Here is a 23,257-nt window from a genome sequence, read left to right as displayed (position 1 = left end):
GGATCAGGGATCGGGGTCGTACAGGTCGGCTTCGAGGCCCTCGCGTTCGAGCTCCTCACGGACGACCCGGTAGGCGAGCCCCGAGGCGTAACCCTTGCGGGCGAGGACGCCCAGGGCCCGGCGGATACGGACCTCCCGGTCCTTGCCCCGGGTCGTGGCGAGACGGCGGCGGGCCAGGTCGCGGGCGGCCTCCTCCTCGTCCTCATCGCTCAGTTCCGCGACCGCCTCCTTGACGGTGTCCTCCTCCACGCCCCGGGTGCGCAGCTCCTGGGCCAGGGCTCGCCGGGACAGCCTCCTGCCGTGGTGGCGGGAGGACACCCAGGCGTGGGAGAAGGCGACGTCGTCGATCAGCCCGGCGTCGCCGAACGCGCCCAGGACGGCGTCGACGACCTCCTCAGGGAACTCCCTGCGGTGCAGCGCCCGTTCGAGCTGGGCGCGGGTGCGCGGGGAGTGGGTGAGCATGCGCAGGCACAGGGCGCGGGCCTGTGCCTCGGGATCGTCCCCGGGCGGGTTCGTCCCGCCCGGGGAGGTGCCTTCGGAGAGGTCCTCGGAGCGCCCGCCCTCGGACGGGCCCCTCCCCCCGGACCTGCTCCGGTCACGCATCGGGCGCTGGCGCCTTGGCGGTCTTGGCCGGGGCGCGCTTGGCTGGGGCCTTGGCCGCGGCGTCCGCAGACTCCTTGGTGGACTCGGCCGCGGTGCCGGAGGCGCTGTCGTCACCCTTCACGGGCACGCCCAGCTTCTCCTTGATCTTCTTCTCGATCTCGTTGGCCAGGTCGACGTTCTCGCGCATGAACGTGCGCGCGTTCTCCTTGCCCTGGCCCAGTTGGGTGCCCTCGTACGTGTACCAGGCACCGGACTTGCGCACGATGCCGTGCTCCACGCCCAGGTCGATGAGGCTGCCCTCGCGGGAGACGCCGACACCGTAGATGATGTCGAACTCGGCCTGCTTGAAGGGCGGCGCGATCTTGTTCTTGACCACCTTGACGCGGGTGCGGTTGCCGACCGCGTCCGTGCCGTCCTTGAGCGTCTCGATGCGGCGCACGTCCAGGCGGACCGACGCGTAGAACTTGAGCGCCTTGCCGCCGGTGGTGGTCTCCGGAGACCCGAACATCACGCCGATCTTCTCGCGCAGCTGGTTGATGAAGATCGCGGTGGTGCCCGTCTGGTGCAGGACACCGGCCATCTTGCGCAGCGCCTGAGACATCAGGCGGGCCTGGAGGCCGACGTGGCTGTCGCCCATCTCGCCCTCGATCTCGGCCCGGGGGACCAGAGCGGCCACCGAGTCGATCACGACGATGGAGACCGCGCCGGAGCGCACCAGCATGTCGACGATCTCCAGGGCCTGCTCACCGGTGTCCGGCTGGGAGAGCAGGAGGTTGTCGGTGTCGACGCCGATCTTCTTGGCGTACTCGGGGTCGAGCGCGTGCTCGGCGTCGACGAAGGCGGCGATGCCGCCCAGCTTCTGTGCACTGGCCACCGCGTGCAGGGCGACGGTGGTCTTACCGCTCGACTCGGGGCCGTAGATCTCGATGATCCGCCCCCGGGGCAGACCGCCGATGCCGAGCGCCACGTCGAGGGCGATCGCCCCGGTGGGGATCGACTCGATCGGCGGGCGATCGTCGTCGCCCAGGCGCATGATGGAGCCCTTGCCGAACTGCCGCTCGATCTGCGCGAGCGCTGTGTCGAGAGCTTTGTCTCGGTCTCCAGATGCCACGGGATACCCCTGTTGTTGGGTGGGTGCCTTCTTCTTCATGATGCGCACGACGCTACGCGGTCGATACGACAATCGCGACGTCCGACGTTCGTCTGTGGACAACCCACACTACCCGAACCTCTGTTCGATTTTGTGTGTGGCTTGCGTGCGGACCGACACTGTGGCGCGCAGCCGGCCCGCACCGTCAACGCACGGAGAACGGAAGGTCGAACGCGTCACACACCGCCCGCCACACCTCCTTCGGGCTCGCCCCGTCGGCGAGCGCCTGCTGGACCGTCCTGGAGCCGAGCCCCTCGACGACGTAGTCCTTGGCCAGGCTCTGCGCGTACGCCTCGCCGAACTGCTGGTTCATGTTGTTCCAGAAAGCAGTGAGTCTCATCGGGCCCAGTATCAGGGATCGGCGCGCCCACCGCGCACCCTTCACGGTTCTGTCCCCGGCGGCGGGCACACTGGCGGGATGAGCCGTGTGTCGCACCCCCTCGAACGCTTCGGACCGGCCACGCGGACCTGGTTCGACCAGGCCTTCCCCGCCGGTCCCACCACCGCGCAGGCGGGTGCCTGGGAGTCCGTCTCCGAGGGGCGCAACACGCTCGTCGTGGCCCCGACGGGTTCGGGCAAGACCCTGTCCGCGTTCCTGTGGTCGCTGGACCGGCTGCTCGCGGCCCCCGCGCCCGAGGACCGGTCCCGGCGGTGCCGCGTGCTCTACGTGTCCCCGCTCAAGGCGCTCGCCGTGGACGTGGAGCGCAACCTGCGCGTCCCCCTGGCGGGGATCGCGGCCGCCGCCGACGCCGCCGGACAGGAGCTGTCCCGGGTCACCGTGGGCGTGCGCACCGGCGACACACCCGCCGACGAGCGGCGCAGGCTCGCCACACGCCCGCCGGACATCCTCATCACGACGCCCGAGTCGCTGTTCCTCGTGCTCACCTCGCGCGCCCGCGAAGGCCTGGCCGGGGTGGAGACGGTGATCGTGGACGAGGTGCACGCCCTCGCGGGCACCAAGCGCGGCGCCCACCTGGCGCTGAGCCTGGAACGGCTGGGAGCCCTGCTGGAGCGGCCCGCGCAGCGGATCGGCCTGTCCGCCACCGTGCGCCCGCCCGAGCTCGTGGCCGGGTTCCTCGGCGGCGCCGCGATCGTGTCCCCGCCCGACGCACCCGGTCTGGACCTGCGCGTGGTGGTACCCGTCCCCGACATGGAGGAACCCGACGCCCCGGAGCGTGCGGTCCTTCCACCCGAGGCCCCGGAGGAGACGGGCGCGGAGGAGACGGGCGCGGAGATCGAACCGCCCTCCGGGGGCGCGCACCCGGAGGTGACCCGCGGGAGCGCGTTCCCAGGCCGCCCCGGACCGCCGGCGCCCCGGACCGTCGCCGATCGCCCGGACGCGCACGGCGGCACCCGGCGGGGAGGGTCCCTCTGGCCGCACGTCGAACGCCGGGTCCTGGACCTCGTCGAGTCCCACCGCTCCACGATCGTGTTCACCAACGGGCGCCGTACCGCGGAGAAGCTGTGTGCCCGGGTCAACGACCTGTACGCCGAGCGGCACGGGTCCGAGTTGGCGGCGGAGGAGCCGGCGGCCCAGGTCATCGGCCAGTCCGGACAGAGCCGGGGCGCGGAGGCGGTGGTGGCGCGCGCCCACCACGGTTCGATGTCCAAGTCGGAGCGGGCGATCATCGAGGACGACCTCAAGGCGGGCCGCCTGCGCTGTGTGGTGGCCACCTCCAGCCTGGAGCTGGGCGTGGACATGGGCGCGGTCGACCTCGTGGTCCAGGTGGCGTCGCCGCCGTCGGTGGCCAGCGGTCTGCAGCGGGTCGGACGGGCCGGACACCAGGTCGGCGAGACCTCGCGCGGAGTGTTCCTGCCCCAGTTCCGCGGCGACCTGCTGGCCACGGCCGTGGTGGCCGAACGCATGCGCGCGGGCGGCATCGAGCGTCTGGAGATGCCGGTCAACCCGCTGGACGTGCTGTCCCAGCACATCGTGGCGATGGTGGCGATGGACGACTGGACGGTGGCCGGTCTCGCCGCGCTGGTGCGGCGGGCCGCCCCGTTCGCCGACCTGGCCGACTCCGTGCTGGAGTCGGTCCTGGACATGCTGTCGGGCCGCTATCCCTCGGACGAGTTCGCCGAGCTGCGCCCGCGCGTGGTGTGGGACCGCGAGGCGGACGTCCTGCGCGCCCGGCCGGGCGCGCAGCGGCTGGCCGTGATCAGCGGCGGCACCATCCCGGACCGCGGCCTGTACGGGGTGCACCTGGCCGCGGGGCCGGACGGCGGCCGGGGCGGCCGGGCGCCCACCCGGGTCGGCGAGCTGGACGAGGAGATGGTCTACGAGTCGCGCGTGGGCGACGTGTTCGTGCTGGGCTCCACGTCATGGCGGATCGAGACGATCACCGCCGACCGGGTCCTGGTCTCCCCGGCGCCCGGCAGGCCGGGCCGGATGCCGTTCTGGAAGGCCGACGCCCAGGGGCGCCCGGTGGAGCTCGGCCGCGCGATCGGCGCCATGGCCAGGGAGCTCGCCGACGCCGAGCCGGAGGAGGCGCTGTCCCTAGCCGAGGAGGCGGGGCTGGACCGGTGGGCGGCCCAGAACCTGGTGGCCTACGTCGCCGACCAGCGGCGGGCCACCGGTCAGGTGCCGGACGAGCGGACGGTCGTGGTCGAGCGCTTCCGCGACCAGGTCGGCGACTGGCGCGCGGTGGTCCACTCCCCGCTTGGGGCGCGGGTCCACGCGCCGTGGGCGCTGGCGATCGCCGCCCGGGTGCGGGAGCGGTTCGGGGCGGACGCCCAGGTGGTGCACGGGGACGACGGGATGGTCCTGCGGCTGCCCGACACCGACGGCCTCGACCGCGCGGGCGGTCTGGCCGACCTGGTGGCCCTGGACCCCGAGACGGTGGAGGCGGTCGTCACCGACGAGCTGACCGGTTCGGCGCTGTTCGCCGCGCGGTTCCGTGAGTGCGCGGCGCGGGCCCTGCTGCTGCCCCGCCAGCGCCCGGACCGGCGGATGCCGCTGTGGCAGCAGCGGCTGCGTGCCTCACATCTGCTGTCGGTGGCGGGGCGGTACGGGTCGTTCCCGATCGTGCTGGAGACGGTGCGCGAGTGCCTGCAGGACGTGTTCGACGTGCCGGCGCTGGTGGAGGTGCTCGGCGACCTCCGTGCCCGGCGGACGCGGGTGGTGGAGGTACGCACGGAGCGCGCGTCGCCGTTCGCCCAGTCGCTGCTGATGGAGTACACGGCGGCGTTCCTGTACGAGGGGGACGCCCCGGCCGCCGAGATGCGCGCGCAGGCACTCACCCTGGACCCCTCCCTGCTGGCCGACCTGCTGGGGCACGCGGACCTGCGCGATCTTCTCGACCCGGACATGGTGGAGCACGTCGGGGCCCTGTTGCAGCGGACGGCCGCCCCGGTTCGGGACGCCGAGGGCGCGGCGGACCTGCTGCGCGAGGTGGGCCCGCTGACCACGGAGGAGGCGTCCGCACGTGGCGTCGCGGCCCCGTGGCTGGAGGGGCTGGAGGACCAGGGGCGGGTCGTGCGGATGCGCCTCCCGGGGTCCCCGTCCGGGGCGGAGAGGTGGTGCGCCGTGGAGGACGTGGCACGACTGCGCGACGCCCTGGGAGCCGAGCCCCCACCGGGGGTGCCCGCTGCCCTGCTGGCACCGGTGCGGGCCCCCGGACGCGACCTGGTGTCCCGGTACGCGCGCACGCACGGTCCGTTCACCTCCGCCGAGGCCGCGGCCCGGTTGGGCCTGTCCGAGGAGGAGGTGCGGGGAGTGCTGCGGGTCCTGGCGCGTGAGGGCCGCGTGTCGCAGGGCGGATTCCGTCCCGCCGGAAGGGTGCCGCAGGAGTCCGCCGGAGACGGTGGAGGGGGCGGGGCGGGGGGATCGGCCACCGAGTGGTGCGACGCCGACGTGCTCCGACGGCTGCGGCGCGGGTCGATCGCGCGCCTGCGCCGGGAGGTGGAACCGGTGGACCCGGCCGTCCTGGCCCGGTTCGCGCCGCTGTGGCAGCGGGCGACGCCCTCGGAGCGGTGGCGCGGGCCGGACGCGGTGTTCGAGGCGGTGGAGTCGTTGCGGGGCGTGCCGGTGGCGGCCTCCTCCCTGGAGTCGCTGGTGCTGCCCGCCCGGGTCGAGGGGTACGCGCCGAACCGCCTGGACGAGCTGACCCAGGCGGGCGAGGTGGTCTGGGCCGGGGTCGGGACCCTGCCGGGCGAGGACGGTTGGCTGGCGCTGGTCCCCGCGGACGAGGCTGCGGTGCTGCTCCCCGACCCTTTGCCGCCGGACGAGGGGACCCTGCCGCACACCGTGCTGGGGGTGCTGCGGGAGGGCGGAGCGCTGTTCTTCCGGGACGTGGCCGACCGGACGGCCCGCGCCCTGGGTACCGCGGCTGTCACCGACGGGGACCTGGTGGACGCGCTGTGGGCATTGGTGTGGGACGGGTCGGTCACCAACGACACGCTCGCGCCGCTGCGCGCCCGGCTGGGGGCGGGGGCCGCGCCTCGCAGGGCTCCCTCACGCGCGGGGCGGGTGCGCCGGCCGGTGCTGCCGACCCGGTCGGGGCCGCCCTCGGCGGCGGGCCGCTGGTGGGTGCTGCCCGAGCGCGAACCGGACCCCACCCGGCGGACGCTGGCCCGGGTGGAGGCCCGGTTGGAGCGGGCGGGCCTGCTTGTCAGGGGGTGGCAGGGGCGCAGCGTCTCCCAGGAGGAGTACCGGGTACTGCGGTCCATGGAGGAGTCCGGGCGTGCGCGCCGCGGCTACTTCGTCGAGGGTCTGGGCGGGGCCCAGTTCGCGCTGGCGGGGGCGGTGGACCGGTTGCGGGCGCTGTCGGGGGACGCGCCCGGTGGCGGGCTCGCTCCGGTGGTCCTGGCGGCGACCGACCCGGCCAACCCGTTCGGCACGGACCTGCCGTGGCCGAGGGGGGCCGAGGAGGTGGCGCCGGTGGCGCGGCCGGGGCGCAACCCGGGCGCGGTGGTGGTGGTCGACGGGGGCCGGCTGACCCTCTACGTGGGGCGGGGCGGGCGCTCCGTGCTCACGTTCGGGTCGCCCCCGGCTCTGGTGGAGCGGGCCGCCCGGGCCCTGGCCGGGGTGGTGCGGGAGGGAGCCGTGGGCACGCTGACCGTGGAGCGCGCGGACGGGGCGGAGGTGTTCGGAACCCCGGTGGACACCGCCCTGGTCGCGGCGGGGTTCCACGTCACCCCCAAGGGGCTGCGTCTGCGGCCCTGACCGGCGCGAAACACGTTGCCGGGCGGCGGGGTCGGCGTCAGACTGGCCTTCGGTCGGTCGGGGCGGCCCGGCCGAAGACGGAGGAGGACGTCCGTGGACCTGGAGATCCGGCCGATGCGGCCCGGGGACGAGCCGCGCGTGGTGGAGGTGTCCCTGGCCGCGGACACGGTGTTCTCCGATGCCGGCGTCGTGCTCCCGCCGGACGACCCGCGGGAGATGCTCGCACACGTGGAACGGGTTTTGGTGGCCTGCGGACCGCGGGGTGGTCCGATGCTCGGCCTGGCCGCGACCGCGACCGTCGGCGAGGGCCCCCACCTGGAGCAGCTGGCCGTCCACCCCGCCCACGGTCGGCGCGGCGCCGGCTCGGCGCTCCTGGAGGCGGTGTGCGCCGAGGCAGCGGCCTCCGGCCACACGCGCCTCACCCTCACCACGTTCCGCGACCTGCCGTGGAACGGCCCCTGGTACTCGGCCCGAGGGTTCTCGGTCCTGCCCCGTGCCGCCTGGGGCCCCGGGCTGGAGCGCGTGTGGGACGCGGAGGAGCGGGCCGGGATCGGCGTCCTGCCGCGCGTGGTGATGGAGCGCCCCCTCTCCCCGGCCCCCGGAGCGGATCCGGCCGGTACCGGCCGACGGCGCCGTGACGCCTCGTCCCCGGGCTAGGCCGTGTTCCGCGGATCATTCCGGGCTCGCAACCGCCAGGCTGCCTCTCGCTGCGCCGACCACGCTTGGACAGCCAGACCCGGGCTGACCTGCGCTACTCGTCTTGCGAGAGATTGCCTGGAGGCCGCTCGCGGCGATCGGCGCAAGCGCCGAATCAACCGAAAGCATCCACGGAACACGCCCTAGGCTCGGCTTTTTCGCATCCCCTTTGCACCGGAGGTCCCGTGCCGACTCCCAACGCCGTTCCTTCTCCCCTCCCGGCACCGGCTGTCGGCTCGGCCCCACCGCTCCCACCGGCACCCGGTTCCCGGACGCGGGGTGTGGTGGTGATCGGTATCGCTCTCGCGGCCGTCACGGCGGTCGCCGCCTCCCTGCTCGCGTTCGGGCCGGGGGCTCCCCTCGCACAGGAGTCGGCCCCGCCCGTGGGCGGTTCCCCCTCCCCCGGTCCGGTGGCGGAGGGCCCCGCCCTCGTCGATCTCGACGGGGAACACGTGTCCCTCAGGTACCCCGAGGGGTGGACGGTTGCAGGGCCCGGCACCGACTCCTCGGCGGAGGTCGGGGAGGCCCCCGTCTTCCGGACGATCACGGCGCCCGGGGGCGAGCACAGGTTCTGCTTCTCCGTGGACGGGACCGACGGCGGCGGGGTCACCTCCCGTGAGCAGCAGGAGGAGTGGGAAGCGGGCCTCCCCGACGTGAGCGGCCTCTCCGACGTGCGCAGAATCGCCCTGGAGGAGGACGGGGCGGCTCCGCCCGGTCAGGACACGACCCGCCTGGAGCTGACCTACACCAACACCCGCTGGGACGAACCCGAGCGGTGGGTCGTCTGGCAGTACACCGTCATCGAGGAGGAGGGCCGCGGGTACCTCGTACAGGCCGACATCCCCGCAGCGGACCTGGACGCGTACGAGGAGGTCGTGAACGCGGTGCTGGACTCGTTCGAGCCGGTGCTCTGATCCCGGTTCCCGGTTCCCGGCCGACCCCCGGCGCACGTCGGCCGCCGTGCCCCGACGGGTGAGGGGGCCGGGGGCGGGCGGCCGACGCTGCGCCGCAGGTCAGACGGTGGAGGAGAACACCTCGTCGCGGGCGTGTTCGAGGGCGTGCAGGAGGGCGCCGCGCACCACCGGACTGCCCTCGACCAGGCCCAGCCCGACCTCGGTGGCGTTGGGGGCGATGCGGGCGGTGGCCGTCTGGACCCTCTCGGCCAGCTTGGCCCCTCCGACCCGGGCGACGTCGCCGCCCAGGACCACGAGCCCCGGGTCGAGGATGACGCTGACCGCCGCCACACCGCGTGCCAGGCGCTCCGCGAAGGCGTCCAGGAACGCGTCGCCCTCGGGCGACCCGGCCTCCGACGCCTTCTCCACCACGTCCACGACGTCGGTGCCGTCGATCCCGCACTCCGCGGCGAGCCGGACCACCTGTCCCGCCTTGACCAGTGCCTGGAACCCGTGGGGAAGCTCACGGGAGGAGCCGCCCCGCAGGGACTCGTAGCCGCCGGACAGCCCGACGTCGACCGGCATCGGAGCGCCGGGGACCGGCAGGTAGCCGATCTCGCCCGCGCCGCCCGACCGCCCCCGGTGGATGCGGCCGTCGATCATGGTGGACATGCCCACGCCGCCCGCGGCGCTGAGCCAGATGAGAACGAACTCGGCGACCCCCACTGCGGCGCCCTCGGCGTGTTCGGCCAGGGCCGCCAGGTTGACGTCGTTCTCGATCATGACCGAGCGCTTGAGGTCGGCCCGGAGGGCCTCCAGGATGCCCTCGTGCCAGGACATCAGGTCGAAGGAGAAGCGGATGTCGCCGGTGCGCGGGTCGACGACGCCCGGGGTGCCGATGACGCACGCCCGCACCTTGTCGAGGGGCACCCCGGCGGTGTCCGCCAGCCGCATGACGGCGGTGTGGACGAGGGAGACCGGGTCGTCTGAGGCGCTCGGGTCGACGGTGACCTCGCTCATCACGCGGCCGGTGATGTCGGCGATCGTCGCGGTCACGCGGTGCGCGCTCACGTCCAGAGCCGCCACGTAGGCGCTCTCCGGCACCACCGCGTACAGGGCGGCGTTGGGGCCCCGTCCCCCCGCCTGACTACCCACGACGCGTACCAGGTCCCGTTCCTCCAGCCGCGCGAGCAGCTGGGAGGCGGTCACCTTGGACAGGCCGGTCCTCGTCCCCAACTGCGTCCTGGTCAACGGTCCCGCGGAGAGCAGTAGCTCCAGTGCCGCGCGATCGTTGAGCTGGCGTAGCAGCCGGGGAGTCCCCGGACGTTGAGACATAACCGTGACACCTCACCCTGTTTTTATTAGGAAAGTTTCCTGTTAATTTAGCTCACAACCTCACAGGAGGTCACGTCCTGGCAGGTCCGCGTTAATTTCGGGCCCTCCGGTACCCGCGCCGGGAGGCCGACGTGCTGTCCCAGCACAACCCCCCACAGAGACGTCGAGTCGGTGGGTGATCGTTCCATCATCCCAGCCCGGCTCGAGCACAGGCGTCGAACCCCCGGCGCGTGGTGCGAAGGGAGAATAGGTACACATGAGGTTCCCCAAGATCGCAGCGGCCACGGCCGTGGTCCTTCTGGCAGCCGCTTGCGGCAATGGTTCCGACGGCTCCGGCGGCGGTGAGGCCGAGAGCCTCACCGTCTGGGTCATGGGCACCTCCCAGGACCCCCTCGTCGAGTACTTCGACGACGCCGAGGCCCGCTTCCAGGAGACCCACCCCGGCGTCGAGGTCGACGTCGAGTTCATCCCCTGGCCCGACGCCCAGGAGTCCATCACCAACGCCCTGGCCGGCGGTGACGCCCCCGACGTCCTGGAGGTCGGCAACGACCAGGTCGCCGGGTGGGCCTCGCAGGGCGCCCTCCTCGACATCAGCGAGCAGGTCGGCGGCTGGGACGCCGCTGCGGGCATCGACGAGAACGCCCTGGAGTACGGCACCTACGAGGGCGTCCAGTACGGCGTCCCGTGGTTCTCGGGCGTCCGCACCCTCTACTACCGGGCCGACTGGCTGCGGGAGCTCGGGCACGAGCCCCCCACGACCTGGGACGAGCTGGTCGAGGTCTCCGAGGCCATCCAGGACGAGTACGACGTCCCCGGCTTCGCGGCTCCGACCGACTTCACCAACGGCATCGCCAGCTTCATCTGGAGCAACGGCGGTGAGATCGCGACCCAGGACGGCGACGAGTGGCAGGGCAACCTGACCGACCCCGCCACCGTCGAGGCCGTCGAGTTCTACGCGAGCCTGACCACCGACGGCATCTCCCCGCAGGGCTACGTCGGTGAGAACGAGCTCGTCGCCCTGGCCGACATGGCCAACAGCGAGCTGGGCATGTACATCGACGGCGGCTGGGCCCTGGGCTCCATGGAGGAGCAGGCCGAGGACCCGGCGGTCCTGGAGGACATCGCCTCGGCCCCGATCCCCGGGGCCGACGGCATCGCCCCGGTCTTCGCGGGCGGTTCCGCCCTGACGGTGTTCACCACCACCGAGCACCCCGCCGAGGCCTTCGAGCTCCTCACCGTCCTCGGTGACGAGGAGGGCGGCAAGGCCTACGCCGACGTCGCGGGCTTCTTCCCGGCCTACCCGGCCCTCCTGGAGACCCCCGAGTACCAGGAGGACCCGGAGCGCGCGGCGGCGGCCACGCAGATGCAGAACACCCGCTTCTTCCCGACCACCCCGCGCTGGACCGCGGCCGACCAGGACAGCAAGATCCTGCCCGGCGCCGTCCTGGACATCGTCCGCGGCGGTGACGCCGAGGAGGTGCTGGGCGCTGCCGACGAGGAGCTGACCTCGATCCTCAACGAGCCGGTCGAGTAGTCCTCTCCACCCCACTGTGTAGAGCCGTGCGCGGGCGGGGTCCCTCCCGGACCCCGCCCGCCGCGGTCGGCCCACACCTCGATTGAGAAGACCATGGCACAAACCGTCGAACCAGCGGACGCGCGCGCAGACGAGAAGGCCGCCGTACAGGCCGCCGAGTCCGCGCCCCACCGCCGCAGAATCCCCACCCCGTACCTGCTCATCACCCCGGCGCTGATCCTTCTCGCGGTCGTGCTGCTCTGGCCGATCGTGCAGATGGTGTGGTATTCGCTCACCAGCTTCACCACGCGCAACCTCCTGCCGAACCAGCCCGGCCCGGAGTGGAACGGCTTCGCCCACTACCGGCAGCTGCTGACCGACCCCGCGTTCTGGACGATCCTGCGCAACACGGTCGTGGTCTGCGTACTGATGGTCGGCATCACGATGGTGTTGGGCACCCTCGTGGGACTGATGCTGCACAAGCTGCCCAAGTGGTTCGCCGGGTTCGTGTCCATCGGCATGATGCTCGCCTGGGCCACCCCGGCTCTGAGCGCCTCGCTGGTCTTTCGCTGGCTGTTCCTGCCCGAGCGCGGCCTGGTCAACGTCCTCCTGGACCGCATGCCGGACTGGCTGGTCGGCGACGGGTGGCTGGAGTACAACTGGTTCCTCGAAGCGGGTTCGCTGTTCTCGGTCCTGATCATGGTGATCGTCTGGCAGTCCTTCCCGTTCGTGGCCGTCTCCGTCCTCGCCGGGCTCAAGAGCATCCCGAACGAGCTGTACGAGGCCGCGAGGATGGACGGCGCAAGCGCCTGGAAGGCGTTCTGGAACGTCACGTTCCCGATGCTGCGCCCCCTGTTCGCCCTGCTGCTCGTCCTCCAGATCATCTGGGACCTGCGGGTGTTCACCCAGCTCTACATCCTGGCGAACAGCTTCCAGAACAAGGACGTCTACCTGCTCTCGTACTACATCTACCAGCAGGGCTTCAGCGCCAGCCCGGCCAACTACGGCATGGGCTCGGCGATCGCGGTGGTCATGACCCTGATGATCCTCGGAGTCACCGCGTACTACCTGCGCATCATGATCCGCCAGGGGGAGACCCGATGACCGCGATCGACAACACCACCGGCCCCGCCGCCACCGCGAAACCCGCCACCGCCACCGGAGGCTCCGGAACGGGGACCGGGCGGGGCGGCAAGCGCTCCTACCGCCGCAGCCCAATGCGCCGCCTGCGCTCCCTGCCGCTGTACCTGGCCGGGCTGGCGGTGTTCCTCTTCTCGGTCTTCCCCGTGTACTGGATGGTCGTCACGGCCTTCAAACCGGTGGGGGAGATCTTCACCCGCGACCAGACCCTCTTCCCGAGCGCGCCGACCCTGGAGCACTTCGACCGGGTCGTCAACGGCCAGCTGATCCCGGGTGTGAACTTCTGGCAGTTCCTGGGCAACAGCCTCATGGTCACCCTCTTCGCCGTGACCATGGGAGCGTTCCTGTCGCTGCTCGCGGCGGTGGCCGTCGCCCGCTTCAGGTTCAAGCTGCGCACCGCGTTCATCATCCTGCTGATGATCATCCAGATGGTGCCGATGGAAGCGATGATCATCTCGATCTTCCTCAACTTCCGCCAGCTGTCCGACGCCAGCGGCGTGCAACTGCTCGGCAACCTGTCCGGCCTGCTCATCGTCTACACGGCCGTGTCCCTGCCGATCACGATCATGATGCTGCGCGGGTTCGTGGCGGCGGTGCCCAAGGAGCTGGAGGAGGCCGCGGCCATCGACGGTGCCGGAGCCTGGACGATCTTCTGGCGCATCCTGATGCCGCTGGTCGCGCCGGGCCTGGTCGCGGCGAGCATCTTCGCGTTCATCACCGCCTGGAACGAGTTCATCGTCGCCCTGACGTTCCTGGGCCGCAGCACGGACCACTACACGCTGCCGCTGACCCTGTCGTACTACTTCGGCCGGTTCGGCACCGAGTGGGGGCCGATCATGGCGGCCTCCACCCTGCTGACCATCCCCGTGATGATCTTCTTCCTGTTCGTCCAGCGGCGCATGGTCTCCGGTCTGACCATGGGAGCCGTCAAGGGCTGACACGGCCGTTCCCCGGGGCCGGTCCGCGACCGACGACGCGGTCCCGCCCCGGGCACGCCCCGCCACACCGTTCCCACCCGTGTTCCCGCCACCCGTCTGCCCGCACGTCGCCCTCCACCACCCCCACGGGGAGCCCCCGGCTCCAGTGGTGACCTCCCGGGCACCCCTATGCTCACCGAACGGAGCTCCTCATGCCGTACGACCCGACCCTGGCGCGCCTGGCCAACGCCACGCTGCTGGTGCCCTTCGAGTCCTACCACGCCCCTCGCTGGGTCCTGGAGGGTCTGGCGGACGGCATTTCCGGCGTCTGCCTGTTCCACAACAACCTGGACACCCCCGAACAGGTGACCGCGTTGAACGCGGCCCTGTCCGAGGCCGCGGACACCCCGCTGATCTCGCTGGACGAGGAGGGCGGCGACGTCACCCGTATCGGCCAGGCGCGCGGCAGCGACTATCCGGGCAACGCGGCCCTGGGCGCCGTGGACGACCCGGACCTGACCCGCGACACCCACCGATCGATGGGCGACCGCCTCGCCGAACTGGGCTTCAACCTCGACCTGGCGCCGTCGGTGGACGTCAACGTCGCCGACGACAACCCCGTGATCGGTACCCGCTCCTTCGGGTCCGACCCCGAACTGGTGGCCCGCCACGCGGCGGCCGCCGTGCTCGGGCTCCAGTCCGCCGGGGTGGCCGCGTGCGCCAAGCACTTCCCGGGCCACGGCGCCACCTCACAGGACTCCCACCACACGCTTCCCCGCGTCGAGGCCGACGCCGACCTCCTGCACCGCCGTGAGCTGCTGCCGTTCCGGGCCGCGGTGGAGGCCGGCGTGCAGTCGATCCTGACCGCGCACATCGAGCTTCCCGGGCTGGGCGGCGAGGGCCCGGCCACGCTCGCGCCGCACATCCTCAACGACCTGCTCCGCGGCGAGCTGGGCTTCCGGGGCACCGTGGTCAGCGACGCCATGGACATGGAGGGCGTCAGCGGCCGGATCGGGATTCCGGAGGCGAGTGTGCTCGCGGTGGCGGCCGGGGTGGACCTGCTGTGCCTCGGCCGTCGGGTGTACGCGGACCAGATCGAGCCGATCCGCGCGGCACTCGTCGGGGCGGTCCGCGAGGGCCGCCTCCCGGGGCAGCGCCTGGAGGAGGCCGCCGAGCGCAACGCGCGCCTGCGCACCTGGATCCGCGAGTCGGCCGCCCGGCGGGTGGCGGCCCCGTCCGGCGGCCCCGTGGGCCTGGCCGGGGCCCGCCGGGCCGTGCGCGTGGACGGGGTCCTGCCTCCGCTGAACGACCCGTTCGTGGTCGAGGTGGACGCACCCGCCGGCATGGCCGTGGGCGAGGTCCCCTGGGGCCTGGGGCCCTGGTTCCCCGGCTCCGAGCGCGTCGCCCCCGACCCGGTCCACGCCGACCGGTTGGTCGCCGGGGCCCGGGGACGCGACCTGGTGGTCGTGGTCAGGGACGCGCACCGCTACCCGGAGGCCCGTGCGCTCGTGAGCCGCCTGCTCGACGCCCATCCCAAGGCCGTGCTGGTGGAGATGGGTCTGCCCATCTGGCGTCCCGACTGCGGCGCCTACGTGAGCACGTACGGGGCCGCGCACGTGAACGGTCTGAGCGCGGCCGAGCTGCTGGGGGGCGCGGTGGCTGCCCCTGCCCCCGGCAGGAGCTGATCCCCCGCCGGCCGGGCCCGTGCCGTACGACGGAGCCCGGCCGGGCCCGTGCCGTTCACCCCGTACCGGAGAAGGACCTCACCGGTGTCCCCGAAACCCGGTAGGAGAAGTACCCTTGGCCTGTAGCATTCCGGTCCGTCGGCACATCCGCCGGTGACCGGTGCCCCATTCGCCCTTCTAACCACGGCATAATCACAGCATGCGCCTTTCAGCCCGGGTCGATTACGCGCTTCGTGCGGCAGCGGAACTCGCTGTCGCCGGCGACGGGCCGGTGACGGCCGAGCAGCTAGCACGTGCGCAGGCCATCCCCGGAAAATTCCTAGAGAACATCCTCACCCAGCTACGCCGTGCCGGGCTGGTGCGCAGCCAACGCGGACCTGTCGGCGGTTACTGGCTGGCCCGACCAGCGGCGGAGATCTCTCTCGCCGACATCATCCGAGCGGTCGACGGGCCGCTCGCCAACGTGCGCGGGGAACGACCCGAGCACGTGGACTACGACGGCGCGGCCCGCAGCCTGCAACAGGTGTGGATCGCCCTGCGCGCCAGCGAACGCTCCATCCTGGAGGGGGTCAACCTCCAGCACCTGGTGACGAACGAGCTGCCCGACGCGGTGCGGGTGCTGGCGGAGGACCCCGAGGCCTGGGTGAACCACACCCACCGCTGATCGCGGCGGTACCGGGCAACGCCCTCCCGTCCCCGACGTGAAGGAGCCGACCACCCGAGGGTGGTCGGCTCCTTCACGTCGTCAGGATGCGGCTGGACGGACTGTTCCGGGTCGGGGTCAGACCCCGACCATGTCGGCGACCTGGGGAACGCGATCCGGAACCGGCTCGATGCCGAGGTCCTGGGCGGGGACGGGGTCGGTCGTGACCGCGTCGCCCAGCAGAGCGGCCTCCTGCAGCTCCGCGAGGGCGAGCTGGTCCGAGACCTCCCGCAGAACCTGCGAAAGCGGGACCCCCAGGGCCCCGCAGATCGAGGAGAGCAGCTCGGAAGAGGCTTCCTTCTGTCCCCGCTCGACCTCGGACAGGTATCCGAGGGACACACGCGCATCGGCCGACACCTCGCGGAGGGTGCGGCCCTGGCGCTGCCGCAGCCGCCTGAGCACGTCACCCAGTAGGTGACGAAGCAGGACCATCATTCGCGCTCCCTCCCACCGGTAGCGACCTTCATATACAACACCGTACCTGCCCCACGCCCGATTCGGGCACCTCTTGCCGTCCTGTTCGCTGGAGGGGGAACCTCGCCCGGGGGTGGTTTTGTTCCCAAGTGACAAGAGAGGAGAAGCGTCCGAAAAGTTCAGGTTCGAGTATTTCCCGCCGTGCTCCCACGAACAGCCGAGTCCAGGAGCAGGAGCGCACCCTCGACCGTGCGGTATCGGATACCCGAACGGTCTCCGGTGAAACGGAACTGGTGGACACGAGTCCGGTCGTCCCTGGTGGCGACGGCCACATGGACGGTGCCGACGGGCTGTCCGTCCTGCGGCTCGGGCCCGGCGACGCCGGTGACCGCGACCCCGTGGTCGGCCCCCAGCAGGCGCCTGACCCCTCGCGCCATATGGGCGGCCACCTCGGGGTGCACCGCGCCGTGCTCGGCCAGGAGGTCCTCGGGGACTCCCAGCACACCGGCCTTGGTGTCGGTGGCGTAGGTCACCACTCCGCCGCGGTAGGTGCGGGAGGAGCCGGGGACGGCGGTCAGGTGGGCGCCGATGAGCCCGCCGGTCAGGGACTCGGCGGTGGCGCAGGTCTCACCCCGCTCCAGCAGGGCCCGGTGGACGGCCCCTGCCGCGGTCATCGCCTCGACGGGGAACTCCAGCCCCTCCGAGTCCAGACCCACGCGATCCTCCTCCGGGCTCATCCCTCGGCCTTCCTCCTGGTGCGGACCGCGCGCGCGGCGTCCAGCACGTAGGCCGCACCGGTCCACAGGGTCACGAGCAGGGCCGCGCCCATGACGATGTGCGCGCACCAGATGAAGAGGCCGCTGAACGGCAGGACCTGGAGCGGGAAGAGGTAGATGCTGATCGCGACGATCTGGAGGACCGTCTTGAGCTTGCCGCCCTTGCTCGCGGGCATGACCACGTAGCGCAGGACCGCGAAGCGCAGGGCGGTGACACCCCATTCGCGGACCAGGATGGCGATGGTCACCCACCACCACAGGTCGCCCTGGAGGGACAGCACGACGAGCGCGGCCCCGGTGAGCGCCTTGTCCGCGATGGGATCGACGATCTTGCCGAAGTCGGTGACCAGGTTGTGGCGCCGGGCGAGCTCGCCGTCGATGTGGTCGGTGATGGCGGCGAGCACGAAGACGGCGAAGGCGGCGAAGCGCCACCATGAGCCGTCCAGGAACATGAACCACACGAAGATCGGGACCATGACCAGCCGGCTCATGGTGAGGATGTTCGCGATGTTCCACAGCGGAACGTGGGGGGCGGGCGTCGCCGGGTCGTTGGTGCTCATCTGTCTCCGGCTTCCCCGTCCGGCCCGCTCTCGTCCTGCTCGGCGACGAGGTCGGCCCCGGCCGACTGGATGACGGTGGCGCGCACCAGGTCGCCGACCGCGAGGCCCTCGCCGTACAGGATGGTGCTGCCGTCCACCTCGGGGGCCTGGTGCTCGGCACGGCCCTCGTAGGCGCCGTCCTCCAGCACGGTCTCCACCAGGACGGTCACCTCGGAGCCGATCCGCTCCTCCGCGCGCTGCACCATCAGCTCCTCGGAGAGCCGGTTGAGCCGGTCCACACGTTCCTGGACGACCTCGGCGGAGAGCTTGCCCTCGTGGGCGAGGGCCTCGGTGCCGTCCTCGTCCGAGTAGCCGAAGATACCGATGGCGTCGAGGCGGGCCTCGGAGAGGAAGGAGACCAGGTCCTCGAACTCGGCCTCGGTCTCACCGGGGAAGCCCACGATGAAGTTGGAGCGCGCGCCGGCCTCGGGGGTCCGCTTGCGCACGGTGTCCAGCAGTTCCAGGAAGCGCTCGCGGTCGCCGAAGCGGCGCATACGGCGCAACAGGGTGCCGCTGGCGTGCTGGAAGGACAGGTCGAAGTAGGGGACGACGCCGGGGGTGCCGGTGAGGACGTCCACCAGGCCGGGCCGCACCTCGGCGGGCTGGAGGTAGCTCACCCGGACGCGTTCCAGGCCCTCGACGGCGGCCAGGCGGGGCAGCAGCTTCTCCAGCGCGCGCACGTCGCCCAGGTCCTTGCCGTAGGACGTGGAGTTCTCACTGACCAGGAAGACCTCGCGGACGCCCTCGCCCGCCAGCCACTCGGCCTCGCGCACGATCTCGTCGGGGTGCCTGGAGATGTAGGCGCCGCGGAAGGTCGGGATGGCGCAGAACGTGCAGCGGCGGTCGCAGCCGGAGGCGATCTTGAGGTTGGCGACCGGCCCGCCGGAGAGGCGGCGGCGCGGGACGGCCGCGCGGTAGGGCAGCTCGGTGCCGTCGGCCCCGGGCGCCTCGGCGAAGCCCGCGTGGCCGGGGACGTGCACCTGGGAGGCGTTCCGGTCGGCGGGGCTGATCGGCAGGAGTGTGCGCCGGTCACGGGGGTCGTGCGGGACCAGGGTGCGGCCCGCCACGACGTCGTCGAGCCGGTCGGTGATGGCCGAGTAGTCGTCGAACCCGATGACCTGGGCCTCGGGGAGGGCGTCGGCCAGCTCCGAGCCGTACCGTTCCGCCATGCACCCCGCGGCGACGACCTTGCCACCGTTCTCGGCCGCTTCGAGGAGGGTCTCGATGGAGTCCTGTTTGGCGGCGTCGATGAAACCGCAGGTGTTGACGACGGTGACGTCGGCCTTGGTGTCGCCGTCGACGAGGTCCCAGCCGCCCGCGGACAGACGTCCGGCCAGCTCTTCGGAGTCGACCTCGTTACGCGCACACCCCAGGGTGACGAGAGAGACAGTACGGCGCGATGACATGGCTTCCAAGCGTGTGGGAGAGCTTCGAGTGTGATGCGGGGGCCGGGGCGGACCGCTCGGACCGCGCGCACGACACGGCGCCGGTCGGCGCCGCCCGCGGCCCCCCACATTACCTTGGTCGGCTCACCCGCCCGTACCCCGGTCCGTCTTCTCCCAGGCAGCGGGCGGGGTCGTCACTGGTCGAAGCCGTCGGGGCCGATGGCGACCTCCTTGACCTCACCGCTCTCCCCTGCCGGCCCGAGGTCCTTGCCGTCGACGGAGACCTCGACCGCCCCGGCGTTGCCGACCCACAGGCTGACGCCCTCCTCGGCCGCGAACTCCTGCTCCTCGCCCTCCAGGAGGAAGCCGGTGAACAGGTCGTCGCCGTCTGCACCGGTGAGCTTGATCCAGCTGCGCTGGGCGGACACCAGACCGAGGGTGAACTCGGCGGGCCCCTCGGCGGCCTGCTTCGCCGCGGGGCCGGCCGCCGCGCCCTCCGCGCTCGCCCGCTCCTCGTCCGGCAGGAGGGCGGAGTCCACGGTCCCGCCGTCTCCGTTGGACTCGACGGCGGTGCGCAGCGGATTGTCCCCCTCCCAGTCCTGCCAGGTGCGGACACCGACGATCACGCCCAGGAGGATGATGACGCCGACCACGGCCCAGGGCCAGTGGCGGCGGACCGCCTCGCCCCGCCGGGGGCTCGTGGACGTGACGGGGGGACGCGGTGCGGGCCGTGTGTCCCCGGGGCCGGTGCCGGTGCCGTGCTCGCTTCTGGCCCGGGGTATGCCCCTGGTCCCCCGGCGGCGCTCGGGTGAGCGCGGCTCGGGGACGGAGGCCTCCGCCTCCTCGCGGGGACGGCCCCTGCGCGGCCCGCCGTGCAGGTTCTGACTGCGCTCGAAGTGGCCCCACTGCTCGGAGTTGGAGCCGGGGTCGCCGTCGTCGCCGAAGCGCGGGATCGGTCCGGCCATCTGCTCCTCCTCGCCGACCGTCTCCGTTCCGTTCCGGGACGCCGCCACCGCGGCCCTGACCGCGGCGGGCGAGGCCGCGGGGTGGCGCGGCAGGGGAACGAACGTCGGCGCGTCCGAGGACGCGTGCTCGCGGTCGTACTCCGCAAGCAGCGGCGCCGGGTCCAGGCCGAGCGCCCTGCTGAGGCCGCGGATGTGGCCGCGTGCGTAGAAGTCCCCGCCGCAGGGGACGAAGTCCTCCTCCTCGATACCTTCGAGAACGGATTCCCGCACCCGTGTACGGGCGCTGAGGTCCGCAACCGTGAAGCCCGCTGCGAGGCGGGCGGCGGACAGGGTCTGACCGATCGTCGCCATGAGCACTCTCCCGGCAACTCTGTGTGATTGACGTGTCCCACTCTGCCGCCCGGGGCGCTCTGATGCAGGTCACCACGCCCCGCGAAGTCTCAAGAACACGCCAAATCGGTCACGGGCACACAGAATGCCGCTGTCTTCCCGCTCGCCCCGCCCGGGACCGGGGACGCGTGACCACCGCTCCCGGCCGCACGCCTCAGCCCCCGCGGATCTCCGTCAGGACTCCGGGGAGCTCGTCCGGCGTGACGAGGACGTCGCGGGCCTTGGAGCCCTCGCTGGGGCCGACCACGTCGCGGCTCTCCATCAGGTCCATCAGTCGGCCCGCCTTGGCGAAGCCGACCCGCAGCTTGCGCTGGAGCATGGACGTCGACCCGAACTGGGTGGTGACCACCAGTTCCACGGCCTGGAGGAGGAGGTCCAGGTCGTCGCCGATGTCCTCGTCGATCTCCTTCTTCTTGCCCTCGGGGGCCGCGACGTCCTCCCGGTAGCTGGGCTCGGACTGCTTCTTGCAGTGCTCGACGATCGCCCGGATCTCCTTCTCCGACACCCAGGCGTTCTGGAGGCGGATGGACTTTCCCGCGCCCATCGGGAGGAAGAGCGAGTCGCCCTTGCCGACCAGCTTCTCGGCGCCGGGCTGGTCGAGGATGACGCGGCTGTCGGCGAGGCTGGAGGTCGCGAAGGCCAGGCGGGAGGGCACGTTGGCCTTGATCAGGCCGGTGACGACGTCGACGCTGGGGCGCTGGGTGGCGAGCACCAGGTGGATGCCCGCCGCACGGGCCAGCTGCGTGATGCGCACGACCGAGTCCTCGACGTCGCGGGGGGCGACCATCATCAGGTCGGCCAGCTCGTCGACGATGACCAGCAGGTAGGGGTAGGGCTCGTACACGCGCTCGCTGCCGAGCGGCGCGGTCACCTCCCCGGTGCGCACGGCGGCGTTGAAGTCGTCCACGTGCCGGTAGCCGGAGGCCGCCAGGTCGTCGTAGCGGCGGTCCATCTCCCCCACCACCCACTGCAGGGCCTCGGCGGCCCGCTTGGGGTTGGTGATGATGGGCGTGATCAGGTGCGGGATGCCCTCGTACATGGTCAGTTCGACCCGTTTGGGGTCGACCAGGATCATCCGCACCTCGTCGGGGGTGGCGCGCATCATCAGCGAGGTGATCAGCCCGTTGATACAGGTGGACTTGCCCGCGCCGGTCGCACCGGCGACCAGCACGTGCGGCATCTTCGCCAGGTTCGCGACCACGTTGACGCCCTCGACGTCCTTGCCCAGGCCCACCAGCATGGGGTGGTCGTCCGAGGTCGCGGCCGAGGAGCCCAGGACGTCGCCCAGACTCACTATGTCCTTGTCGGTGTTGGGGATCTCGATACCGATCGCGGACTTGCCGGGGATGGGCGACTGGATCCGGACGTCGGCGCTCTTGACCGCCAGGGAGATGTTCTTGGCCAGGGCGGTGACCTTCTCCACCTTGACCGCCGGGCCCAGCTCGATCTCGTAGCGGGTGACGGTCGGGCCGCGGGTGAACCCGGTGACCTCTGCGTCGATGCCGAACTGGGTGAGCACACCGCTCAGCGCGGCGACGACGTCGTCGTTGGCCTTGGTGCGCGGCTTGACCGGGCTGCCCGGCTTGAGCATGGCCGGCGAGGGGAGTTCGTAGTCGCCCTCGACCACCCGGGAGGGGATGGCCAGCTGCTCGGTGGCCGCGGGGGGCGGCGTGGGGTCGGGGACGTCGACCTTCTTGCGTCCGGGCTTCTTCCTCGCGGCCCCGGCCGCCGGGGCCGCCCCCTCGTCGGTGAGGGCGGGCGCGAGCGGCTCGGCGGCCAGCACCGGGCTGTCGTAGGGGCGCTCGTGGTCGCCCGCGACCGTCTCGCCCTCCGCTTCCGGGTCCTTCTTCGGCTTGCGCTTGCGGGGCCTGGCCTTGGGCGGTGCGGGGTCCGCGCCCAGGATGCCGATACCGGAGTCGGGTCCGGTGTCGCGCTCCATGAGTGCGCCGAACAGTGTCTGGAGGCGTTCGGGGATGCGCCGGATGGGCGTGGCGGTGACCACCAGGATGCCGAAGACCAGGATGAGGACGAGCAGGACACCGGTCAGCCACGGGGTGACGACGGCGCTGAGGGGGCCCGCGGCGACGAAGCCGATGAGGCCGCCCGAGTCCTGGAGCGCCTCCAGCCCGTCGGAGGGTTCCGGGAGGCCGTTCGCGATGTGGATCAGCCCGAGCAGCCCCAGCATGATCGAGGCGGAGCCGATGAACAGCCGCCCTCCGTCGCCCTCCCGGCCCGAACCGGGGGTGCGCATGAGCTTGACCGCGACGGGCAGGAACAGCAGCGGCAGGATCGGCGAGAACGTGCCGAAGCCGCCGACCACGACCATACGGGTGTACTCCAGCAGCGGTCCCTCGCTCCGCCACCACACCGCGGCGGCGACGAGGACCCCCGAGGCCAGCAGGATCAAGCCGACCCCGTCGCGGCGCAGGTCGGGGTCGAGGTCGCGCGCACTGCGGCCGACCGCGCGCGCCGCACCGCCGACCGTGTGCGCGATCAGCTTCCACAGCACGAGCAGGAACTGCCCGAACATGGTGAAGGCGAAGGCGATGGGCCCGTCCGGCATGCGCTTCTTCGGGGCGGGTCTGCGGGCGGCGGGCTTCTTGCGTCCGGAACCACCGGAGGAGGCGCGCGTGGCCATCGGGGTCACCTCCACGGGGGACGGGGTAGGTCGGGTGGTCGGGCAGAACGGCCCGCCACGGCGGGCAGCCTACTGGGGCGTCCACACCGTTCGCCCGCACCGGCACGGCGTGTCGCCCGAATCGCGCGGACGGGCGCGTCGCAGAAGGGCTCCCCCGGCCCCGTGTGTGCGCTGTCCGCGGGGCGGACAGGCCCTCTACCGGGACGGCCCGGGGGGCGGCGGAGCGCGCGCCCCGCCGGGGCGGTGGGCGGGTGCGGGGGGGTGCCGGGGGGGGGGGGGGGGAACGCGACC

18 protein-coding genes are annotated in these 23,257 nt (G+C 72.3%); 8 read left to right on the top strand and 10 right to left on the bottom strand.

All coding sequences use genetic code 11. The annotated features are described in order from the left end of the window. Positions 1-3 precede the first annotated feature (3 nt). The 3 genes from recX to ACFWTE_RS13470 form a co-directional block, all read right to left on the bottom strand. Positions 4-603, bottom strand: coding sequence for a recombination regulator RecX (gene recX / locus ACFWTE_RS13480; protein WP_378779641.1), 600 nt, complete (start codon positions 601-603; stop codon positions 4-6). Then, on the bottom strand, positions 596-1,714 hold the full coding sequence (gene recA / locus ACFWTE_RS13475) for a recombinase RecA (protein WP_378779640.1): 1,119 nt from the start codon (positions 1,712-1,714) through the stop codon (positions 596-598). Before recA ends, recX begins: the two co-directional genes overlap by 8 nt. Before the next feature lie 184 nt (positions 1,715-1,898). Continuing rightward, positions 1,899-2,093: a DUF3046 domain-containing protein gene (locus tag ACFWTE_RS13470; RefSeq protein ID WP_378779639.1), complete on the bottom strand. Its 195-nt coding sequence runs from the start codon at positions 2,091-2,093 to the stop codon at positions 1,899-1,901. A 78-nt stretch (positions 2,094-2,171) separates the two neighbouring features. Between ACFWTE_RS13470 and ACFWTE_RS13465 the strand changes: the two genes are divergently transcribed. The 3 genes from ACFWTE_RS13465 (at position 2,172) to ACFWTE_RS13455 (ending at position 8,527) form a co-directional block, all read left to right on the top strand. Beyond that, a complete protein-coding gene (locus tag ACFWTE_RS13465; protein ID WP_378779638.1) occupies positions 2,172-6,917 on the top strand; it encodes a DEAD/DEAH box helicase in 4,746 nt (1,581 codons plus the stop codon). 114 nt (positions 6,918-7,031) lie between these two features. Further along, on the top strand, positions 7,032-7,574 hold the full coding sequence (locus ACFWTE_RS13460) for a GNAT family N-acetyltransferase (protein WP_378779667.1): 543 nt from the start codon (positions 7,032-7,034) through the stop codon (positions 7,572-7,574). Between the two features lie 326 nt (positions 7,575-7,900). Then, the gene (locus ACFWTE_RS13455) at positions 7,901-8,527 is read left to right on the top strand and encodes a hypothetical protein (protein WP_378779637.1); all 627 of its coding nucleotides are present in this window, start codon (positions 7,901-7,903) and stop codon (positions 8,525-8,527) included. A 99-nt stretch (positions 8,528-8,626) separates the two neighbouring features. Here ACFWTE_RS13455 and ACFWTE_RS13450 read toward each other — a convergent pair whose 3' ends face one another. Beyond that, on the bottom strand, positions 8,627-9,841 hold the full coding sequence (locus ACFWTE_RS13450; protein ID WP_378779636.1) for an ROK family transcriptional regulator: 1,215 nt from the start codon (positions 9,839-9,841) through the stop codon (positions 8,627-8,629). 256 nt (positions 9,842-10,097) lie between these two features. Between ACFWTE_RS13450 and ACFWTE_RS13445 the strand changes: the two genes are divergently transcribed. From ACFWTE_RS13445 to ACFWTE_RS13425, 5 genes are all read left to right on the top strand, one after another. Further along, positions 10,098-11,375, top strand: coding sequence for an extracellular solute-binding protein (locus ACFWTE_RS13445; protein ID WP_378779635.1), 1,278 nt, complete (start codon positions 10,098-10,100; stop codon positions 11,373-11,375). Positions 11,376-11,468: 93 nt separating this feature from the next. Beyond that, positions 11,469-12,458: a carbohydrate ABC transporter permease gene (locus ACFWTE_RS13440; RefSeq protein ID WP_378779634.1), complete on the top strand. Its 990-nt coding sequence runs from the start codon at positions 11,469-11,471 to the stop codon at positions 12,456-12,458. Next, the gene (locus ACFWTE_RS13435) at positions 12,455-13,432 is read left to right on the top strand and encodes a carbohydrate ABC transporter permease (protein ID WP_378779633.1); all 978 of its coding nucleotides are present in this window, start codon (positions 12,455-12,457) and stop codon (positions 13,430-13,432) included. Before ACFWTE_RS13440 ends, ACFWTE_RS13435 begins: the two co-directional genes overlap by 4 nt. 191 nt (positions 13,433-13,623) lie before the next feature. Next, the gene (locus tag ACFWTE_RS13430; RefSeq protein WP_378779632.1) at positions 13,624-15,096 is read left to right on the top strand and encodes a glycoside hydrolase family 3 protein; all 1,473 of its coding nucleotides are present in this window, start codon (positions 13,624-13,626) and stop codon (positions 15,094-15,096) included. 199 nt (positions 15,097-15,295) lie between these two features. Continuing rightward, a complete protein-coding gene (locus tag ACFWTE_RS13425; RefSeq protein WP_378779631.1) occupies positions 15,296-15,760 on the top strand; it encodes an RrF2 family transcriptional regulator in 465 nt (154 codons plus the stop codon). A gap of 117 nt (positions 15,761-15,877) precedes the next feature. On the opposite strand, the gene ACFWTE_RS13420 is transcribed toward ACFWTE_RS13425, so the two are convergent. The 6 genes from ACFWTE_RS13420 to ACFWTE_RS13395 all read right to left on the bottom strand — a co-directional run bounded on the left by ACFWTE_RS13420 (position 15,878) and on the right by ACFWTE_RS13395 (position 22,966). After that, on the bottom strand, positions 15,878-16,234 hold the full coding sequence (locus ACFWTE_RS13420; RefSeq protein ID WP_330160277.1) for a helix-turn-helix transcriptional regulator: 357 nt from the start codon (positions 16,232-16,234) through the stop codon (positions 15,878-15,880). A gap of 158 nt (positions 16,235-16,392) precedes the next feature. Beyond that, on the bottom strand, positions 16,393-16,950 hold the full coding sequence (locus ACFWTE_RS13415; RefSeq protein WP_378779630.1) for a CinA family protein: 558 nt from the start codon (positions 16,948-16,950) through the stop codon (positions 16,393-16,395). Beyond that, positions 16,947-17,549 carry a CDP-diacylglycerol--glycerol-3-phosphate 3-phosphatidyltransferase gene (gene pgsA / locus ACFWTE_RS13410; protein ID WP_378779629.1) on the bottom strand — a complete coding sequence of 201 codons (603 nt, stop codon included), beginning with the start codon at positions 17,547-17,549 and terminating at the stop codon, positions 16,947-16,949. Before pgsA ends, ACFWTE_RS13415 begins: the two co-directional genes overlap by 4 nt. Then, complete coding sequence (gene rimO, locus ACFWTE_RS13405; protein ID WP_378779628.1) at positions 17,546-18,994, bottom strand: 30S ribosomal protein S12 methylthiotransferase RimO; 1,449 nt, start codon at positions 18,992-18,994, stop codon at positions 17,546-17,548. Before rimO ends, pgsA begins: the two co-directional genes overlap by 4 nt. A gap of 173 nt (positions 18,995-19,167) precedes the next feature. Then, a complete protein-coding gene (locus ACFWTE_RS13400) occupies positions 19,168-20,289 on the bottom strand; it encodes a helix-turn-helix domain-containing protein (protein ID WP_378779627.1) in 1,122 nt (373 codons plus the stop codon). Between the two features lie 193 nt (positions 20,290-20,482). Further along, positions 20,483-22,966, bottom strand: coding sequence for a DNA translocase FtsK (locus tag ACFWTE_RS13395; RefSeq protein ID WP_378779626.1), 2,484 nt, complete (start codon positions 22,964-22,966; stop codon positions 20,483-20,485). Between the last annotated feature and the right edge of the window lie 291 nt (positions 22,967-23,257).

This window comes from Nocardiopsis sp. NPDC058631 (assembly GCF_042716955.1).
Classification (GTDB): Bacteria; Actinomycetota; Actinomycetes; order Streptosporangiales; family Streptosporangiaceae; genus Nocardiopsis.
This window is presented reverse-complemented; position numbering and strand designations above follow the sequence as displayed.

Coding starts and splice junctions, on each gene's coding strand:
- ACFWTE_RS13470 (WP_378779639.1), bottom strand. CDS start 2,093: ATGAGACTCACTGCTTTCTGGAACAACATGAACCAGCAGTTCGGCGAG.
- ACFWTE_RS13425 (WP_378779631.1), top strand. CDS start 15,296: ATGCGCCTTTCAGCCCGGGTCGATTACGCGCTTCGTGCGGCAGCGGAA.
- ACFWTE_RS13445 (WP_378779635.1), top strand. CDS start 10,098: ATGAGGTTCCCCAAGATCGCAGCGGCCACGGCCGTGGTCCTTCTGGCA.
- ACFWTE_RS13460 (WP_378779667.1), top strand. CDS start 7,032: ATGCGGCCCGGGGACGAGCCGCGCGTGGTGGAGGTGTCCCTGGCCGCG.
- recX (WP_378779641.1), bottom strand. CDS start 603: ATGCGTGACCGGAGCAGGTCCGGGGGGAGGGGCCCGTCCGAGGGCGGG.
- ACFWTE_RS13440 (WP_378779634.1), top strand. CDS start 11,469: ATGGCACAAACCGTCGAACCAGCGGACGCGCGCGCAGACGAGAAGGCC.
- ACFWTE_RS13450 (WP_378779636.1), bottom strand. CDS start 9,841: ATGTCTCAACGTCCGGGGACTCCCCGGCTGCTACGCCAGCTCAACGAT.
- rimO (WP_378779628.1), bottom strand. CDS start 18,994: ATGTCATCGCGCCGTACTGTCTCTCTCGTCACCCTGGGGTGTGCGCGT.
- pgsA (WP_378779629.1), bottom strand. CDS start 17,549: ATGAGCACCAACGACCCGGCGACGCCCGCCCCCCACGTTCCGCTGTGG.
- ACFWTE_RS13420 (WP_330160277.1), bottom strand. CDS start 16,234: ATGATGGTCCTGCTTCGTCACCTACTGGGTGACGTGCTCAGGCGGCTG.
- ACFWTE_RS13465 (WP_378779638.1), top strand. CDS start 2,172: ATGAGCCGTGTGTCGCACCCCCTCGAACGCTTCGGACCGGCCACGCGG.
- ACFWTE_RS13415 (WP_378779630.1), bottom strand. CDS start 16,950: ATGAGCCCGGAGGAGGATCGCGTGGGTCTGGACTCGGAGGGGCTGGAG.
- ACFWTE_RS13395 (WP_378779626.1), bottom strand. CDS start 22,966: ATGGCCACGCGCGCCTCCTCCGGTGGTTCCGGACGCAAGAAGCCCGCC.
- ACFWTE_RS13430 (WP_378779632.1), top strand. CDS start 13,624: ATGCCGTACGACCCGACCCTGGCGCGCCTGGCCAACGCCACGCTGCTG.
- ACFWTE_RS13400 (WP_378779627.1), bottom strand. CDS start 20,289: ATGGCGACGATCGGTCAGACCCTGTCCGCCGCCCGCCTCGCAGCGGGC.
- ACFWTE_RS13435 (WP_378779633.1), top strand. CDS start 12,455: ATGACCGCGATCGACAACACCACCGGCCCCGCCGCCACCGCGAAACCC.